This window comes from Mycobacterium sp. NS-7484, assembly GCF_001953975.1.
Classification (GTDB): Bacteria; Actinomycetota; Actinomycetes; order Mycobacteriales; family Mycobacteriaceae; genus Mycobacterium.
In genome coordinates this window covers 31,559-49,750 of record NZ_MBEJ01000102.1, presented here as the reverse complement: position 1 = coordinate 49,750, position 18,192 = coordinate 31,559, and the positions used below count along the sequence as shown (strand labels likewise).

16 protein-coding genes are annotated in these 18,192 nt (G+C 66.7%); 6 read left to right on the top strand and 10 right to left on the bottom strand.

Going from position 1 to position 18,192, the window contains the following annotated elements:
* From A5733_RS19495 to bioB, 3 genes are all read right to left on the bottom strand, one after another.
* Positions 1 to 363, bottom strand: a 363-nt coding sequence (locus A5733_RS19495) for a DUF2567 domain-containing protein (RefSeq protein ID WP_142254092.1), incomplete at its 3' end; no start/stop codon positions are given.
* Positions 360 to 605: a hypothetical protein gene (locus A5733_RS19490; RefSeq protein ID WP_067776665.1), complete on the bottom strand. Its 246-nt coding sequence runs from the start codon at positions 603 to 605 to the stop codon at positions 360 to 362. The genes A5733_RS19490 and A5733_RS19495, both read right to left, overlap by 4 nt.
* A gap of 25 nt (positions 606 to 630) precedes the next feature.
* The gene (gene bioB / locus A5733_RS19485; protein ID WP_067776566.1) at positions 631 to 1,638 is read right to left on the bottom strand and encodes a biotin synthase BioB; all 1,008 of its coding nucleotides are present in this window, start codon (positions 1,636 to 1,638) and stop codon (positions 631 to 633) included.
* 146 nt (positions 1,639 to 1,784) lie between these two features.
* On the opposite strand from bioB, the gene A5733_RS19480 reads away from it, so the two are divergent.
* Entirely contained in the window at positions 1,785 to 2,402 is a 618-nt protein-coding gene (locus A5733_RS19480) for a TetR family transcriptional regulator (RefSeq protein WP_076241319.1), read from the top strand.
* Positions 2,403 to 2,412: 10 nt separating this feature from the next.
* Here the strand turns inward: A5733_RS19480 and A5733_RS19475 are convergent, their stop codons facing one another.
* Genes A5733_RS19475 through A5733_RS19460 form a run of 4 tightly spaced genes read right to left on the bottom strand, consistent with a single transcriptional unit; the run spans position 2,413 to position 6,022 of the window.
* Positions 2,413 to 2,922, bottom strand: a complete 510-nt coding sequence (locus A5733_RS19475; RefSeq protein WP_076241318.1) for a 2'-5' RNA ligase family protein — start codon at positions 2,920 to 2,922, stop codon at positions 2,413 to 2,415.
* On the bottom strand, positions 2,922 to 3,599 hold the full coding sequence (gene bioD / locus A5733_RS19470; protein WP_076241317.1) for a dethiobiotin synthase: 678 nt from the start codon (positions 3,597 to 3,599) through the stop codon (positions 2,922 to 2,924). The genes A5733_RS19475 and bioD overlap by 1 nt, the downstream gene beginning before the upstream one ends.
* On the bottom strand, positions 3,596 to 4,744 hold the full coding sequence (locus tag A5733_RS19465; protein WP_076241316.1) for an 8-amino-7-oxononanoate synthase: 1,149 nt from the start codon (positions 4,742 to 4,744) through the stop codon (positions 3,596 to 3,598). Before A5733_RS19465 ends, bioD begins: the two co-directional genes overlap by 4 nt.
* A gap of 39 nt (positions 4,745 to 4,783) precedes the next feature.
* Entirely contained in the window at positions 4,784 to 6,022 is a 1,239-nt protein-coding gene (locus A5733_RS19460) for an adenosylmethionine--8-amino-7-oxononanoate transaminase (protein ID WP_369830958.1), read from the bottom strand.
* 160 nt (positions 6,023 to 6,182) lie between these two features.
* On the opposite strand from A5733_RS19460, the gene A5733_RS19455 reads away from it, so the two are divergent.
* The 4 genes from A5733_RS19455 to treZ are packed head-to-tail and all read left to right on the top strand — an operon-like array spanning position 6,183 to position 14,524.
* The gene (locus tag A5733_RS19455) at positions 6,183 to 8,348 is read left to right on the top strand and encodes an acyltransferase family protein (protein WP_067776549.1); all 2,166 of its coding nucleotides are present in this window, start codon (positions 6,183 to 6,185) and stop codon (positions 8,346 to 8,348) included.
* Between the two features lie 3 nt (positions 8,349 to 8,351).
* Positions 8,352 to 10,520: a glycogen debranching protein GlgX gene (glgX, locus tag A5733_RS19450; RefSeq protein ID WP_076241314.1), complete on the top strand. Its 2,169-nt coding sequence runs from the start codon at positions 8,352 to 8,354 to the stop codon at positions 10,518 to 10,520.
* Between the two features lies 1 nt (position 10,521).
* Positions 10,522 to 12,789 (top strand): malto-oligosyltrehalose synthase, encoded by a 2,268-nt coding sequence (gene treY, locus A5733_RS19445; protein ID WP_076241313.1) that lies wholly within the window; start codon positions 10,522 to 10,524, stop codon positions 12,787 to 12,789.
* Entirely contained in the window at positions 12,782 to 14,524 is a 1,743-nt protein-coding gene (treZ, locus tag A5733_RS19440) for a malto-oligosyltrehalose trehalohydrolase (RefSeq protein ID WP_076241312.1), read from the top strand. Before treY ends, treZ begins: the two co-directional genes overlap by 8 nt.
* A gap of 46 nt (positions 14,525 to 14,570) precedes the next feature.
* Here treZ and A5733_RS19435 read toward each other — a convergent pair whose 3' ends face one another.
* Positions 14,571 to 15,029, bottom strand: a complete 459-nt coding sequence (locus tag A5733_RS19435) for a helix-turn-helix domain-containing protein (protein ID WP_076241326.1) — start codon at positions 15,027 to 15,029, stop codon at positions 14,571 to 14,573.
* A 132-nt stretch (positions 15,030 to 15,161) separates the two neighbouring features.
* On the opposite strand from A5733_RS19435, the gene A5733_RS19430 reads away from it, so the two are divergent.
* Positions 15,162 to 16,268, top strand: a complete 1,107-nt coding sequence (locus A5733_RS19430; RefSeq protein ID WP_233152737.1) for an MFS transporter — start codon at positions 15,162 to 15,164, stop codon at positions 16,266 to 16,268.
* Between the two features lie 29 nt (positions 16,269 to 16,297).
* Here A5733_RS19430 and ilvA read toward each other — a convergent pair whose 3' ends face one another.
* Positions 16,298 to 17,590 carry a threonine ammonia-lyase IlvA gene (ilvA, locus tag A5733_RS19425; protein WP_076241311.1) on the bottom strand — a complete coding sequence of 431 codons (1,293 nt, stop codon included), beginning with the start codon at positions 17,588 to 17,590 and terminating at the stop codon, positions 16,298 to 16,300.
* A gap of 28 nt (positions 17,591 to 17,618) precedes the next feature.
* The gene (locus A5733_RS19420; protein ID WP_067776531.1) at positions 17,619 to 18,056 is read right to left on the bottom strand and encodes a nitroreductase family deazaflavin-dependent oxidoreductase; all 438 of its coding nucleotides are present in this window, start codon (positions 18,054 to 18,056) and stop codon (positions 17,619 to 17,621) included.
* Positions 18,057 to 18,192: the final 136 nt, after the last annotated feature.

Below are 18,192 nucleotides of genomic sequence, written 5' to 3'. Positions count from 1 at the left end.
GGCGGTGCCGACCGCGGCTGCCACTCCGGTGGCCACCGCACACCCGACGGTCAACGCGCCCACCAGCAGTGGACCGCGAGGCGCGGCCCACTGCCACACCGCCACCGCCGCCACGACTGCCAGCACGACGAGCAGACCGACGAACATGAACGCCGCGGTGAAGAAATGGTCGGCCTCACCGCCCAGGTAGGCGTGCACCCGCTCACCGCTGCGCGACAAGGCCACCACGCCATGCACCTCGGGCGCCAACCATGCCCACAGGGCACCGAGAAGACCACCGGCAACTGCCAACACAGCCATGACGAGAAGCGCCGCGCGCCCGCGCGAAACCCGCGGCGCGCCGGCCTCGCCCGAAAGGCTCATCGCCTGGTATCCAGGTCCGTCGAATCCACCTGCCCATGCCTCGAACACTTGGCCCACCATCCGGTGGGGCGCACCTGGACAATCATCCGGCGGCCACATTCGGCGCAGAAGCGCGGCGGTTCCAGACCGAGCTGCGCCGCAGTGGGCAGCGCTGCTCCGTTCGCCGCGTCGGCCTGGACCCCGGTGTAGACGTTGTAGAGGCCGGCGCCGACGGGCGCGGGCAGAGCCGGCGTTGCTGCCATCTCGGAGATCACCACACCCGTAGTTCTACAGGCTGGCGTTGAGAGCCTTGATCGGCATCTGCAGATCGTCGAGCAGTTCCAGGTCCGACTCGGCCGGCCGTCCCAGCGTGGTCAGGTAGTTGCCGACGATGACGGCGTTGATGCCGCCCAGGATGCCCTGCTTGGCACCGAGGTCACCGAGCGTGATCTCGCGGCCACCGGCGAAACGCAGCATCGTGCGCGGGAGCGCGAGGCGGAATGCCGCGACGGCCTTGAGCGCCTCGGAAGCGGGCAGCACCTCGAGATCGCCGAATGGCGTGCCCGGGCGCGGGTTGAGGAAGTTCAACGGCACCTCGTGTGGATTCAACTCGGCCAGATTGGCGGCGAACTCGGCCCGCTGCTCCAGCGTCTCCCCCATGCCGAGGATGCCGCCGCAACACACCTCCATGCCGGCCTCGCGGACCATCTCCAGGGTGCCCCAGCGCTCTTCCCAGGTATGCGTGGTGACCACGTTGGGGAAGAACGACTGGGCCGTCTCCAGGTTGTGGTTGTAGCGGTGCACGCCCATGTCCTTGAGGCGGTCCACCTGCTCCTGGGTCAGCATGCCCAGTGAGCAGGCGATCTGGATGTCCACCTCGTTGCGGATCGCTTCGATGCCGGCGGCGACCTGGGCCAGCAGGCGCTCGTCCGGCCCGCGCACTGCCGCGACGATGCAGAACTCGGTGGCACCGGTCTTGGCGGTCTGCTTGGCGGCCTCGACCAGGCTCGGGATATCGAGCCAGGCGCTACGCACCGGGGAGGCGAACAGACCCGACTGCGAGCAGAAGTGGCAGTCCTCCGGGCAGCCGCCGGTCTTGAGGCTGATGATGCCCTCGACCTCGACCTCGGGGCCACACCACTTCATCCGGACCTCATGGGCCAGGGCGAGCAGCTCCTCGAGCTTGTCGTCGGGCAGCTGCAGCACCTGCAACGTCTGGTCCTTGTCGAGGCCCACGCCCCGCTCCAGAACCTGCTCACGTGCTACGCCCAACACATCTACGGCCGCCTGCGTCACCGAATGTCCTCCTGTGGATCATGTGGCCGGTCGGGGCCGACACTTGAACACGTCGGCGGGGCCGACACTTGAACACGTCGGCGGTGCCGACACTTGAACACGTCGGCGAGCCGACAATTGAACACCGTTCAGGCTAGGGTAACGGTGTGCAACTCCACAAACCCGACGTGGTGGATGCGGCGACGGCCATCCTCGACAACTACGGCATCGCCGACCTGACGATGCGGCGCCTGGGGCGTGAGCTCAATGTCAGCCCGGGCGCGCTGTACTGGCATTTCGCCAACAAGCAGGAGCTGCTCGGCGCCGTCGCCGACCGCATCCTGCAACCCGTACGAGCCGAGTCCACCGCGACGACCTGGCCGGGACAGATCCAGCAGACCTGCGTGGCGTTGCGCGACGCACTGCTGTCACACACCGACGGCGCCGAGCTGGTCTCGTCCAGCTTCGCGGCCGGCCAGTCGGAGATCGCCACCGAGATCGTCGCGCAGTTGGCCGGGGCGGCCCAGCGGGCCGGAGTGTCCTCGCCCGATGACGAGTTGGCCGCTCGCACGGTGCTCTATTACGTGCTCGGATTCACCGCAGATGAGCAGTCTCGACTGCAGTGGGACGCCGCGGGCGCGCTCACCGACGGGCAGTCGGTGCTCAACCGGGACACCTCGCGGCAGTTCGCCTTCGGTCTGCAGCTACTCGTCGACGGGTTGGCGGTGCGCGCCGCCAGCACACTGAGCTCCGGACGCGATGTTCCCCAGCACAGCCAGGATTGACCGCGGCGAGTCAGCCGATCAGGTGCTCGAGGCGCTTGTCGCCGTCCCAATGCCGTAGCCCTGTCACGCGGCCGGTGATTTCCGCCGGCCGTCCCGCGATCCGCACGGCGGTGGTCAACCTGACCGGAGCGATCCGTCGGGCGAGCGTCACATGTGGGGTCCACTGCCCCGGTTCGGCGTGCGGCATCGGGGCTGGATCCATGAACGGCAGACAGAGTCGGTAAACATCGGCCTGTATGCCGAGCAGCTCCTCGGTCGGGATCAACAGCCGTGCCAGCACTCCGGCGGAACGTCCGAAGACGAGAGTCGCGCCCAAGCTGCATTTCAGCGGAAATCGATCGGTGAGCGCCTGCAGCGCTTCGTCAACCTGCGAGTCGATGCGCTGGGCGACCGTCAGCGTCGCGTGGGGCCGACTGGCCGGCGCCTGGCTGGGAATTTCGTTGTCCCGCAACGTATCCCAGATCCCGCGAACCGCGGCTTCGGTGTCCGGGTCGAAGACCAGCTCGACGGAGTGCACCATCAGCTCAGGCTAGTCAGCCACTCCTGATCGAAGGCGTCGACACACAGCTTCTCGAACTCCTCGGCGCTCACGCCACCTGCGCCCGACGGGAGCACCGCGCGTACGGGCGCCAGTTCCGCCAGTGCGTCCCGATTGCCGGATTCGGCGACACCGGGGTCTTCCGGCCAGGTGCCGATCACCAGCCCAGCACAGGTAATCCCTTGCCCAGCAAGGGATTCCAACGTCAAAGCGGTGTGGTTGAGGGTTCCCAACCCTGGCGAAACCACCACCAGGACGGCCGCAGCAAGCTCGGCCGCCAGATCGCGCACCGTGACGCCGTCGGCCCCCAGCTCGACGAGCAGACCGCCGGCCCCTTCCACCAGGGTCAGCCCACCGGCAATCTGCGCGTCCCGGACAGCGGCAACCAGGTCGGAGCGCGTCGGCAACGGCAGCCCGGCCCGATGCGCCGCGGCCACCGGGGCCAGCGGCTCGGGGTAGCGCCATCCGCCGTGCAGGTTGGTCACGCCGGACAGCCGTCCCACCTCGCCGAGGTCGTTGTCACCGTCGATGGTTCCGGTCTGCACCGGTTTGCAGACTGCGACGTCCACGCCGGCCAGCCGCGCCGCACAGGCCAAGGCCGCCGTCGTCACCGTCTTCCCGACGCCGGTGTCGGTTCCGGTGACAACCAGAGTGCTCATGAGCGAGCCTCTGCCAGCACCTCGGTCAGCACCTGCCGCGCCAACCCCATCTCGTCAGAGGTCAACGAGGCCCGGGCAGTCAGACGCAACCGCGACGTACCCGCAGGAACCGTCGGCGGTCGGAAGCAGCCCACCCGCACACCGCGGTCCAGGCAGGCCGCGGCGGCGGCCACGGCAACCTCGGGCGCGCCGAGGATCACCGAGACGACCGCGGAGTCCGGTACCGCCGTCACCCCGGAAATCCGGGCGAGTTCGGCGGCATGGTCGAGCACGGCGCCCGCCCGCTGCGGTTCGGCGACCAACACGCGCAGCGCCGCCCAGGCCGCACCGACGGCGGCGGGCGCCAGGCCGGTGTCGAAGATGAACGGCCGCGCCGCATCGATCAGGTGGGCACGCACCGCTGCGGGGCCGAGCACCACGCCGCCCTGGCTACCCAACGCCTTCGACAACGTCGTGGTCATCACGACATCCGCCGCGCCCGCCAACCCCGCCTCGTACAGCAGACCCTGACCGCCCACACCCCGCACGCCGAGCCCGTGTGCCTCGTCCACGAGCAAGAGCGCGCCGTGCCGACGGCAGACCTCGTGCAGCTCACGCAGCGGGGCCAGCACCCCGTCGGCACTGAACACCGACTCGGTCAACACCACCGCACGCTCTTCGGTGCGCGCGGACAGCGCGGCCTCGATCGCCTCGATGTCGCGGTGCGGGGTGACGGTCACGCGAGCGCGTGACAGCCGGCAGGCGTCGACCAGGGACGCGTGGGTAAGGGCGTCCGAGACCAGCAGCGAGCCGGGTCCGGACAACGCGACGACAGCGCCCAGGTTGGCGGTGTAGCCCGACGAGAAGACCAGGGCCGACTCGGCGCCGACGAACGTCGCCAGGGCGTCCTCGAACCCCTCGTGCAGCTCGGTGTTTCCGGTGACCAGCCGCGAACCACCGGCCCCTGCGCCCCAGGTGCGCAGCGCTTCGACGCCACCTTCGAGGACATCGGGATGCTGCGACAGCCCGAGATAGTCGTTGGACGCCAGGTCCAATTCGGTGGCGACAGCGAGGCGGGTGCGCAGTTCGCGTCGCAGCCCGGCATGACGGCGCTGTTGCTCGACATCGGCCAGCCACGCCAGCGGGGAAAGATCAGTGCGCGTCACGGTGCTCCTTCGGTGCCGGCGCCGGCAGTTGAACACCGTTCAGGTTAATGCACGGGCGACGCCGACCATTCCCGCGGTGATCTGGTCGACCTCCTGCGGGGTGCAGATGAACGGCGGCATCGCGTAGATCAACTTGCCGAACGGACGCAGCCAGACGCGATGACGCAAGGCCGCCAGGGTGGCCACCTTCATGTCCACGGGCTCGCACATCTCGATCACGCCGATGGCCCCGAGCACCCGCACGTCGGCGACGCCCGGCAGATCGCGCGCCGGCTCCAGGCCGCGGCGCAGGCCCGTCTCGATGGCGGCCACCCGGGACTGCCAGTCGTCGCCGATCAGCAGTTCGACCGCGGCGACGCCGACGGCACAGGCCAATGCGTTGGCCATGAACGTCGGGCCGTGCATGAGTGCGCCGGGCTCCCCCGCGCTGATCGTGCCGGCGATCCGGGTGGTGCACAGCGTGGCGGCCAGAGTGATGTAGCCACCGGTCAGGGCCTTGCCGACACACATGATGTCCGGGGTGACGCCGGCGTGCTCGGCCGCGAAAAGCTTTCCGGTGCGACCGAATCCGGTGGCTACATCACTCTGGCCGCCACGCTGTGCACCACCCGGATCGCCGGCACGATCAGCGCGGGGGAGCCCGGCGCACTCATGCACGGCCCGACGTTCATGGCCAACGCATTGGCCTGTGCCGTCGACGATCACCGCGGCAAGCTCGTGGGCATGCGCGGCCAACTGGCGTTCGAAGGCGTCGATGTAGGACGACTGATAGTCGGCGGGCACCGGCGGCGCGAACTCCTGGGCTACCAGCACGTCGGTCCACAGCGCATGCATCCCGCCATCGGGATCGCACACGCTCATCGGGGTGAAGGTGTCGCCGTGGTAGCCGCCGCGCCAGGTCATCAGGCGATGCTTGGCGCCGCGGCCCAGGCTGCGCCAATACTGCAACGCCATTTTGACGGCCACCTCGACCGAGACCGAACCGGAATCGCTGAAGAAGACGGTCTCCAGACCCGCCGGGGTCAACTCCACCAGCAGCTGCGCCAGGCGCGCGGCCGGTTCGTGCGTCAGGCCGCCGAACATCACGTGATTCATGGTCGCGAGTTGGTCGGCGATCGCCCGGTCCAGCACCGGATGCCCGTGCCCGTGCACGGCCGTCCACCAGGACGCCATCGCGTCGAGCACCTCGATTCGCGCGCCGTCGCCAGGGTCGATCACAGTCAGCCACGCACCTTTGGCACCGACTGCCACCACCGGCTGAAGTACCTGCGCGCCCATGGCGCTGTAGGGATGCCAGATGTGGGCCGCGTCGATGGCATTGATCTGCGCTGGTGTCAGCTCAGCCACAGTCGGGCAGCCTAGCGCTTTGCTCACACACTGGGACGCACGCATCCGAAATATGAGCAGCGGGCCGATGTTAGGTAAATTGGCCTCGATCATGAGAACCCTTGACGCCCCCCGGACGGAGCCCGGCACCGAATCCGGTTCCGATTCGCGCGCCGTGATGGGGTCTCGCACATCGGGTTTCTACCGCCACGATCTCGACGGACTGCGTGGTATCGCGATTGCCCTGGTGGCGGTTTTCCACATCTGGTTCGGTCGAGTTTCCGGTGGTGTCGACGTTTTCCTTGCGTTGTCCGGCTTTTTCTTCGGCGGCAAGATCCTGCGCATCGCACTCAATCCGGACGTGCCGCTGAGGCCACTGCCGGAATTGGTCCGGCTGGTGCGGCGCCTGCTGCCCGCCTTGGTCGTGGTGCTTGCCGCGGCCGCGGTGCTGACCATCCTTGTGCAGCCCGAGACCCGCTGGGAAACGTTTGCTGACCAAAGCCTGTCAAGCCTGGGCTACTACCAGAACTGGGAACTGGCCAACACCGCCGCCGACTACCTTCGCGCCGGTGAGGCGGTCAGCCCGCTGCAGCACATCTGGTCCATGTCGGTCCAAGGGCAGTTCTATGTGGCGTTCCTGGCGGTGGTTTTCGGGTTCGCTTTCCTGGGACGCCGGCTGTTCGGACGCCACCTGCGGGCGGCGTTCATTGTGTTACTCGGCGCCCTGACCATCGCCTCGTTCGTGTACGCGATCATCGCTCACAACACCGACCAGGCCACGGCGTACTACAACAGCTTCGCGCGAGGATGGGAGCTGCTCGTGGGCGCCCTCGCCGGTGCGCTGGTGCCTGCCGTGCGATGGCCGATGTGGCTGCGGACCGTCCTGGCCACCGTGTCGCTGGCCGCGATCCTGTCGTGCGGTTGGTTGATCGACGGCGTCAAGGAATTCCCGGGCCCGTGGACGCTCGTCCCGGTCGGGGCCACGATCATCTTCATCCTCTCCGCCGCCAACCGCGACCCGGAGACCGAGCGACTGCCGGCTCCCAACCGGATGTTGGCCACCAAGCCGTTCGTGTCACTGGGTTCGATGGCCTACTCGCTGTACCTGTGGCACTGGCCGCTGCTGATCTTCTGGCTGTCTTACTCGGGCCACGCCCACGCCAACTTCCTCGAGGGCACGGTCGTGCTGTTGATCTCCGGAGTGCTGGCCTGGCTCACCACGCGCTACATCGAGGATCCGCTGCGGCCGCAGAAGGCGAAGGCCACCACCACGGCCCCGGCCGTTCAGGTCCCGATCCGGGTCCGGCTGCGCCGACCCACCATTGTTCTGGGTTCCATCGTCGGTCTCCTGGGTGTGGCCCTGACCGCCACCTCGTTCACCTGGCGCGAGCACGTCACCGTTCAGCGCGCCAACGGCAAAGAACTGTCCGGGCTCTCGGCCCGTGATTACCCGGGAGCGCGCGCCTTGACCGAGCACGCGCGGGTACCAAAGCTGCCGATGCGCCCGACGGTGCTCGAGGCCAAGGACGACCTTCCGGTCTCCACGACGGACGGTTGTATCAGCGACTTCGGCAACACCGACGTGATCAACTGCACCTACGGTGACAAGGACGCGACACGCACCATCGCCGTGGCAGGTGGTTCGCACGCCGAGCACTGGATCACCGCGCTGGATCTGCTGGGCCGGCTGCACGATTTCAAGGTGGTCACCTACCTCAAAATGGGTTGTCCGCTGACCACCGAGGAGACACCGCTGGTGATGGGTGACAATCGCCCGTATCCGAAGTGCCACCAGTGGAATGAAAAGGTGATGGCGAAGCTCATCGCCGATCGCCCGGACTATGTGTTCACCACCTCCACCCGCCCCTGGAACATCAAGCCCGGCGATGTGATGCCCGGGACCTATATCGGGATCTGGGAAGCGTTCGCGCAGAACAACATCCCGGTGCTGGCCATGCGCGACACGCCCTGGCTCACCCGAAACGGCAAGCCCTACTTCCCCTACGACTGCCTGGCCAACGGTGGTGATTCCGTCTCGTGCGGCATCGAGCGGTCGAAGGTGCTGTCCGACCACAACCCGACGCTCGACTTCATCGGGAGGTTCCCGGGGCTCAAGCCGCTCGACATGAGCGATGCGGTGTGCCGCAAGGACTATTGCCGGGTGGTTGAGGGAAATGTCTTGCTGTACCACGATTCCCATCACCTGTCGACGACCTACATGCGCACGATGACGGGTGAGCTGGGCCGTCAGATGGCGGCGGCCACCGGTTGGTGGTGAGCCATGCTGCCGTCCTCTTCGGTTCCGTCCGGACCAGTACCCACGCCGATATCGATGGTCTGGCCCGGTGAGGCCTACCCGCTGGGGGCAACCTATGACGGTGCGGGCACCAACTTCTCGCTGTTCTCCGAGGTCGCCGAGCGCGTCGAGCTGTGCCTGATCGCCAAGGACGGTTCCGAGAACCGGATCAACCTCGAAGAGGTCGACGGCTACGTGTGGCATGCCTACCTACCCACGGTGACCCCGGGGCAGCGCTACGGCTACCGGGTGTACGGCCCCTGGGACCCGGGCGCCGGTCACCGGTGTGACCCCAGCAAGCTCCTGCTGGACCCGTACGGAAAGTCGTTTCACGGCGACTTCGATTTCAGCCAGGCCCTGTTCTCCTATGAGATGTCGGCCGAACCGGCGGGCACCGGAACGCCGCCGCGGATCGACTCGCTGGGCCACACCATGACCAGCGTGGTGATCAACCCGTTCTTCCAATGGGGCTCCGACCGGGCACCCAAGACCCCGTATCACGACACGGTGATCTACGAGGCGCACGTCAAAGGGATGACCCAGACGCACCCGGGGATCCCCGAGGAGCTGCGTGGCACGTATGCCGGTCTGAGTCATCCGGTGATCATCGAGCATCTTCAATCGCTGAATATCACCGCGATCGAGCTGATGCCGGTACACCAGTTCATGCACGATCACCGGCTGCTGGACCTCGGGCTGAGGAACTACTGGGGCTACAACACCGTCGGCTTCTTCGCCCCGCATTTCCAGTACGCAGCCACCCGGCACGCCGGCGGGGCGGTGGCCGAGTTCAAATCCATGGTCAAGGCGTTCCATGACGCGGGTATCGAGGTGATCCTCGACGTGGTCTACAACCACACCGCCGAAGGCAACCATCTCGGTCCGACCATCAACTTCCGCGGCATCGACAACGCCGCCTACTATCGGTTGCTGGACGGCCAGCCCGAGTACTACAAGGACTTCACCGGCACGGGCAACAGCCTCAACGCCCGGCATCCGCACACGCTGCAGTTGATCATGGACTCCTTGCGCTATTGGGTGCTGGAGATGCATGTCGACGGTTTCCGGTTCGACCTGGCCTCTACCCTGGCCCGCGAGTTCTACGACGTGGACCGGCTTTCGGCGTTCTTCGATCTGGTCCAGCAGGATCCGGTGATCAGCCAGGTCAAGTTGATCGCCGAACCGTGGGATATCGGCGAGGGCGGCTATCAGGTCGGCAACTTCCCGGGTTTGTGGACCGAGTGGAACGGGAAATATCGCGACACTGTGCGTGACTATTGGCGGGGCGAGCCCGCAACCCTCGGCGAGTTCGCGTCCCGGCTGACCGGGTCGTCGGACCTCTACGAGGCGACCGGCCGCCGGCCCAGCGCCAGCATCAACTTCGTCACCTGCCATGACGGGTTCACGCTCAACGATCTCGTGTCCTACAACGAGAAGCACAACGAGGCCAACGGTGAAGACAACCGCGACGGCGAGAGCCACAACCGGTCGTGGAACTGCGGTGTCGAGGGACCGACGGACGATCCGGACATCCTGGCACTGCGCGCCAAGCAGATGCGCAATATCATCGGGACATTGATGCTCTCGCAAGGAACTCCGATGATCGCCCATGGCGATGAGATCGGCCGAACCCAGTTGGGTAACAACAACGTCTACTGCCAGGATTCCGAACTGTCCTGGATGGACTGGTCGTTGCTGGAGACCAACGCCGATCACCTGGAGTTCACCCGCAAGGTCCTGGCATTTCGCAAACGCCATCCGGCTTTTCGGCGCCGCCGGTTCTTCGAGGGCAAGCCGATCCGCAGCGGCGATCAGGTCCGCGACATCGCCTGGCTCACCCCGGCCGGCACCGAGATGACCCCACAGGACTGGGGCGCCGGCTTGGGCACCTGCGTGGCGGTGTTTCTCAACGGCGACTCGATCCCGGCTCCGAACGCCCGCGGTGAACGCGTGGTCGACGACACGTTCCTGTTGTGCTTCAACGCCAATGACCACGAGCAGGATTTCGTCACCCCCGACGGTGAATACGCGACCGAGTGGACAGCCGACATCGACACCGCGAACCCGACCGGAGATTCGGACCTGGTGGTCGCGGCCGGCGACACCATCTCGTTGCAAGCCCGTTCACTTCTCGTCTTGCGTAAGACGGCCTGACATGCCGCGCCCGATCGTCTCGACGTATCGGCTCCAGATGCGCGCGGATTGCTGCACGTTCGACGATGCGGTGAACCTGCTGGACTATCTCGACCAGCTCGGCGTCTCACACCTGTACCTGTCCCCCATCCTGACCGCGGCACCCGGGTCCACACACGGCTATGACGTCACCGACCCGACGACGGTGTCGGCCGATCTCGGTGGCCCGGACGGCCTGCGCCGACTCTCCGAAGCCGCCCGGGCCAGGGACATCGGCCTCGTCGTCGACATCGTGCCCAATCACGTCGGCGTCGCCCACGCCGAGCAGAACCCGTGGTGGTGGGACCTGCTGCAAAACGGTCGTGTCTCGCGGTATGCCGATTACTTCGACATCGACTGGGATCTTGCCGACGGCCGGATTGTGTTGCCGGTCCTGGGTTCCGACGACGATGTCGCCGATCTCACCGTCGACGGCGACGTCCTGCGCCTGGGGGATCTGGTCTTCCCCATCGCGCCGGGGACCGGCGAAGGTCCCGGAACGCAGGTGCACGACCGTCAGCATTACCGGCTGACGGGGTGGCGCAACGGGGTCTGTGGCTACCGCCGGTTCTTCTCGATCACGTCGCTGGCTGCGTTGCGCCAGGAGGACCGGGCGGTGTTCGATGCCAGCCATGTCGAGGTCAAACGCTGGTTCGACGAGGGACTGGTGGACGGTCTACGCATCGATCACCCGGACGGGTTGTCCGATCCGGCGGGGTATCTGCGGTGGCTGCGCGAGTTGACCGGTCCGGAGGCCTGGATCGTGGTGGAAAAGATCCTGGCCACCGACGAGCGCCTTGATACGTCGCTGCCGGTCGGCGGCACCACCGGATACGACGCGCTGCGCGAAATCGGCGGGATCTTCGTCGATCCGGCCGGGAAGGATGTGCTCACCGCACTGTGCGGTGCTCGTGATCCACACGACGAATGCACACTCAAATCAGCGACCGTCACCGACACTCTCTCCAGCGAACTCAACCGACTGTGCCGGGTCATCTCGGCCGTGACCGCACAGCACGAACCGCAACTTCCGACCGCCGTGGCGGCCCTGGCCGGCCGGATCGGTGTCTACCGAAGTGACTACCCGGCGCTGGCCCCGATCCTCCCCGTGGCATTGGCCGAAACCGCTTCTGCCGCGCCCGAACTCGCCGATGCACTGACAGCCCTTTCCGTGGCCATGTCCACCAGCGCCGAGGTGGTGTCACGCTTCAACCAACTGTGCGGAGCCGCGACCGCCAAAGCGGTCGAGGACTGCCTGTTCTACCGCGACGCCAGGCTCGTATCGCTCAACGAGGTCGGCGGTGCCCCGGATCTGTTCGGCGTCACCCCCGCCGAGTTCCATCAACGGAACGCCACGCGGGCACACGCTTGGCCGTCGACCATGACCACGCTGTCGACACACGACACGAAACGTGGCGAGGATGTCCGCGCTCGCATCGGGCTGCTGTCCCAGGTGCCGGAAACCTGGACGGATTCGGTTCAGCGATGGACCACGCTGACCGCTCCCCCCGACCGTGCCACCGCACTGTTCCTGTGGCAGAACATTTTCGGGGTGTGGCCCGTGGATGGCATTGTCACCGAACAGCTTCGCGACCGGCTGCACGCCTACACCGAGAAAGCGATCCGCGAGGCGGCCATCCACACGTCCTGGCACGACCCCCGCGCAGACTTCGAGGACGAGGTGCACGCCTGGCTGGACCGGATACTCGACGGACAGGTGGCCGCCGAGATGACGGCGCTGGTGAGCGGACTTGAGGTGCACGCCCGAAACGACAGCCTCGGCCAGAAACTCGTCCAGCTCACCGCCCCCGGCGTCCCGGACGTCTACCAGGGCACGGAGACCACCGAGGACAGCCTTGTGGACCCCGACAACCGCCGCCCGGTCGACTACCCGTCGTTGCGGGCTTCCCTGGAACGTGGGGACGATCCGAAACAGCGGGTGACCACCTCGGCACTGAAGTTGCGCCGCGCGCGTCCGCAGACCTTCCTGGCCGGTGCCTACCTTCCCCTGGCGGCCACCGGCAGCGCGGCCCGGCATCTGGTGGCCTTCGGCCGCGGTGAGGATGTCGTGGTGGCGGTGAGCCGGTGGACCGTGAGCCTCGCCGAAACCGGCTGGGGCGACACGGTATTGCCGTTGCCGGACGGCCTGTGGACAGATCGCCTCAGCGGCCGAACCTGGTCGGGCCGGGTTGAGGTCGCCGAGCTGCTCTCCGACTCGCCCGTCGCGCTGCTGGAGAGAGCCGATGACTGAGTTCACGGTGTGGGCACCCAAACCGGAACGGGTGCGCGTCGACGTCGACGGGACGCTGCACGAGATGACCCGCTCGGACGATGGCTGGTGGCGCGCCGAGGTCCCCAGCCGCGCCGACGCCCGCTACGGGTTCGTGCTCGACGACGACCCGAAGGTCCTGCCCGACCCCCGCTCCCCACGCCAGCCCGACGGTGTGCACGAACGCTCGCAGCACTGGCAGCCCGCGGCAGACGCCTGGACGGACCAGGACTGGGCCGGAAAATCGATCTCGGGTGATGTGATCTACGAACTGCACATCGGAACCTTCACGCCCGCAGGCACATTCGACGCCGCGATCGAAAAACTGGATCACCTGGTGGATCTCGGGGTCGGCTTCGTGGAGGTGATGCCGGTCAACGCCTTCAGCGGCACCCACGGCTGGGGTTACGACGGCGTGCTCTGGTATGCCGTCCACGAACCCTACGGCGGTCCCGACGGCCTGGTCCGCTTCGTGGATGCCTGCCATGCCCGTGGCCTCGGGGTGCTCATCGACGCGGTGTTCAACCACCTCGGACCGTCTGGGAACTACCTCCCGCGATTCGGGCCGTATCTGTCGGCCGGTAGCAATCCGTGGGGCAGCTCGATCAATTTGTCCGACGCCGATGCCGACGAGGTGCGCAGCTACATCATCGAGTGTGCGTTGCGCTGGATGCGCGAATTCCATGTCGACGGTTTGCGCCTCGATGCGGTGCACGCGCTGATGGACAACACCGCGATCCACCTGCTCGAGGAACTTGCCGCCGACACCGACGCGCTGGCCGAAGAACTCGGCAGGCCACTGTCGCTGATCGCCGAGAGCGACCTCAACGACCCCCGCCTGATCACCGACCGCGACCGCGGTGGATACGGACTGACCGCGCAGTGGGACGACGACATCCACCACGCCATCCACACCGCGGTGTCGGGTGAACGGCAGGGCTACTACGCCGATTTCGGGTCGCTGGCCACATTGGCGCAGACCTTGAAGCACGGATACTTCCACGCCGGCACGTATTCCTCGTTCCGCCATCGCAGACATGGCCGCCCGTTGGACACGGCCACCATCCCGGCAACCCGGTTGCTCGCCTATACCCTGACCCACGACCAGGTGGGAAATCGTGCGGTCGGAGACCGACCGTCACAGGTTCTGACGTTCGGCCAACTCGCGGTCAAAGCCGCGTTGGCCCTCGGTTCGCCTTATACGGCAATGCTTTTCATGGGAGAGGAGTGGGGATCCTCCTCACCGTTCCAGTTCTTCAGTTCGCACCCGGAGCCGGAACTGGCCCGCGCCACCGCCGAAGGCCGTAAGGCCGAGTTCGCCGAGCACGGCTGGGACGCCGACGAGATCCCCGACCCGCAAGATCCGGCGACATTCCAGCGCTCCAAGTTGAACTGGGACGAGGTCAGCGAAGGCGAGCACGGTCGGCTGCACCGGACCTACCGCGAGCTGATCGCGTTGCGCCGCAACGAACCCGATCTCGCCGATCCGTGGCTGGACCACCTGACCATCGACTTCGACGAGGACCAGCGCTGGATCGTGCTCCATCGAGGCACCGTGTCCATCGCCTGCAACCTCGGCGCTGATCCGGTGTCGGTTCCGGTGACCGGTGAATTGGTCGCGGCCTGGGATGTTCCGGAGGTCGGGGCCGACGCCACGGCCCTGCCCGGGCATTCGTTCGCCGTTCTGCGTGGCATCCGGCGGTCTACCGACGGCTGATACAGCCGCAGCTGCCGCGAAGGTGGTCGAGACCCGTTGCGGGCGTTCACCGATTCTTCAGCACAGATGTGGTGTCGAGTCCGACCGGTGCACCGCGCACACCGATGGGTCGTAGTTCGGGAACCGGCTGCCCGCGCTCATCGATCAGGACCGAATGCGCCTCGTCCGCAGCGAACGCGTGCCGCTCACCCCATTGACGAAGCGCCAGTACGACCGTGAAGAGATCACGTCCGGCCGCAGTCAGCGTGTACACCTGCCGCCGGCCGGACGGCGCCGTCTCTCGATGGAGAATGCCCCGTTCCACGAGGCGGCGCAGCCGGTCGGTGAGGATGTTGCGGGCAATGCCGGTTCGCTGCTGGAAGTCGGTGAACGCCCGCGCGCCGTCCATTGCGTCACGGACGATGAGCAGACTCCAGCGATCCCCGATCAGGTCGAGAGTGCGTGCCACCGGACACCGGGGGTCGGTCCAGGTCATGTCGTCGCGACGGACCGTCGAATCCCTCATCACACCCCCCATACGAGTTGCTGATTGAAACCATTCTGCCGTAGCGTTCAGTGAGTTGCAATATGCAACCAATTGGAGGTGGTGGTGAAACTGACCCTTGGTATGCGGACGCTCTTCGCTGCCGTATGCGCAGTGGCCGTTTCCACGGTCTATGCCGCGCAGCCGGTACTGACCCAGATCGGCGGTGAACTCGGCGTGCCGGAGGCTGAGCTCGGCTGGATCGTCACAGCCGGACAGCTCGGATATCTCCTGGGATTGATTCTGCTGGTTCCGTTCGGTGACGTGTTCGACCGTCGTCGGCTCATCAGTGCGCATCTGGCGCTGGCCGCCGTCGGCGTCACCGTAGCCGCGGTGGCGCCCGGCACCTGGCTACTGCTGACCGGATTGGCAATCGCCGGGTTGTTCGCGGCCGTCGTCCAGACCACTGTCGCCTATGCCGCAGCCCTGTCCACACCCGCCGAACGCGGCCGGACCCTCGGCGTGGTGACCTCCGGTGTCGTCGTCGGCATCCTCGGCGCGCGCGTGGCCGCGGGGGCTCTGGCCACAGCGTGGGGGTGGCGCAGCATCTACGCCGGACTCGCCCTGGTTCTGGTCGTGCTGGCAGCCGCGGGCGCGCGACTGCTGCCGCCCGACCCACGAATCCACCAGAGCACCTATCCACAGGTGCTGGCATCGTTTGGCCGGCTGTTCGGCGAACCTCTGTTCATCTCGCGCGGACTGATCGCGTTCTTCCTGTTCGCCTCCTTCGGCACGCTGTGGAGCGGCCTGGCTTTGCCGCTCACAGCTGGTCCGTGGCACCTGAGCGCAGCACAGATCGGACTGTTCGGCATCGCGGGCCTCGCCGGCGCGCTCAGCGCCGCGCGGGCGGGACGCTGGGCCGATACCGGACTCGCCGGCACCGTCACCGGCGGGGCACTCGGGCTCCTGGTCGCGTCGTGGCTGGCCATCGGACAGGCCTGTTGGTCGCTGGTCCTCGTCGTCGCGGGTGTGATCGTGCTCGATTTCGCCGTGCAGGCAGCGCACGTGAGCAATCAGCATGCGCTCACCACGACCTATCCACACCGCACCAGCAGCGTCATCGGCGGCTACATGTTCTTCTATTCGCTGGGCTCGGCTGCCGGCGCAACCGCGACGACCGCGGTGTACTCGGTCGCGGGATGGATCGGATCGAGCATCCTCGGCGCGACCTTCGCGGCCTGCGCACTCGTCGTGTGGTCAGTCAGCCGATCCGCGGTCTGACCGTGATGACGGTGGCCGCGAAGGCCGGCTCAGGTCAGATAGCGGTACGTGGGTGATCCCGGTTCGAGCAATTCGACGTGGATGTCGGAGCCCGCCATGCGGGCCAGCAGGCCTTCGAGATCCGTCGCCGCACTCAGCTCGACGCCGCAGAACGCCTCACCGGTCTCGCGGTTGTTGCGTTTGACGTACTCGAACAACGTAATGTCGTCGCCCGGGCCCAGCACCTCGTCGAGGAACCGGCGCAGCGCCCCGGGCTCCTGGGGAAAGTCGACCAGGAAGTAGTGCTTGAGCCCCAGATGCACCAACGAGCGTTCGACCACCTCGCTGTAGCGCGAGACGTCGTTGTTCCCGCCCGAGATCAGGCATACCACCGTCGATCCCGGCTCGATGTCGGCCTCCAACAACGCCGCCACCGACAACGCGCCCGCCGGTTCGGCGATGATCCCGTCGTTCTGGTACAGGTCGAGCATCGTGGTACACACCGCACCCTCGTCGACCGTGGTGAGCGTGACCATGTCTCCAGCCGCGGCCAGGGCGGCATACGGCAGCGCCCCGGCGCGGGCCCCCGCCGCGCCGTCGACGAACTGATCGACGTTCTCGAGCGTCACCGGAGCACCCTCGGCCAGTGCGGCGATCATGGACGCCGCACCCGCGGGTTCGACCCCGAGGATCGAGGTATCCGAGGCGCGCTCCGCCAGATAGGTGGTGATGCCTGCGATACAACCGCCGCCGCCGACCGGCACGATCACCAGGTCCGGTTCCTCCTCGAGTTGGTCGAGGATTTCGGCGGCGATGGTGCCCTGACCGGCGATGGTGCGTACGTCGTCATACGGGGGCACCAGGGTGGCCCCGGTGCGCGCGACGTCGTCCAGCGCGGCGGCCGCCGCGAGATCGTACGTCGACCCCACGGCGATGAGGTCGATGAACTCCCGCCCGTGGTAGCGGATGCGGTCCCGTTTCTGTTTCGGCGTCTTGCCGGGTACGTAGACCCGGCCGTGGGTTTTCATCGACCGGCACGCCATGGCGAAACCCTGTGCGTGATTGCCCGCCGAGGAACACACCACCCCGGCGGCCAATTCGTCCGCCGAGAGCTGGGCCATCAGGTTGAATGCCCCCCGAACCTTGTACGAACGTACGGCCTGTAGATCCTCGCGTTTGAGGTAGACGTTGGCACCGGTGGCTTCCGACAGGCGTTCGTTGTATTGCAGCGGGCTGCGTGTGACCACGCCCGAAATTCGCTCAACGGCCTCGTCGATGTCGGCCGCGGACAGCGGCGCAGTCGTGGGAGGCACTCGCGAGCTCTTGCTCAATTCGGCAGTCACCGTTCAATGGTGCCACTGGCCAGCGGTTTCACGGCACCGGGGTGAGCACAAACACCGGGATCTGACGCTCGGTCTTCTTCTGGTACTCGGCGTAGTCAGGGAATGCCTCCACCGCGCGCTGCCACCACAGCGCCTTCTCGTCACCGGTGACTTCGCGCGCCGTGTAATCACCCGACGCGGTGCCGTCTTGGAGTTCGACGTGGGGATTCTTCTTGACGTTGTAGTACCAGACCGGGTTTTTCGGGGCCCCTCCCAGTGACGCGACCACCGCGTATTCACCGTTGCGCTCGACGCGCATGAGTGGTGTCTTGCGGATCTTGCCGGTTTTCGCACCGATGGTGGTCAGCAGGATCACCGGTCGCCCGTTGAGCTCGGTGCCGGACGTGCCGCCAGAGGACATGTACGTCTCGGCGTTCTCGCGAGCCCAGTCGGATGTGCTCGGTTCGTAATCTCCGGTGAGCGGCATGCCACTAAGCCTAAGGCCGTCGTCGACGCGGTAGGCCCAATCGCACAAGACGGCCGAAATGTGGTTGACCTGGCTTCGAAGCGGGAAGACAACCCGCATGTGGCGGCTCGGTGTTCGGCAGTTGGCGGTCTGCGCT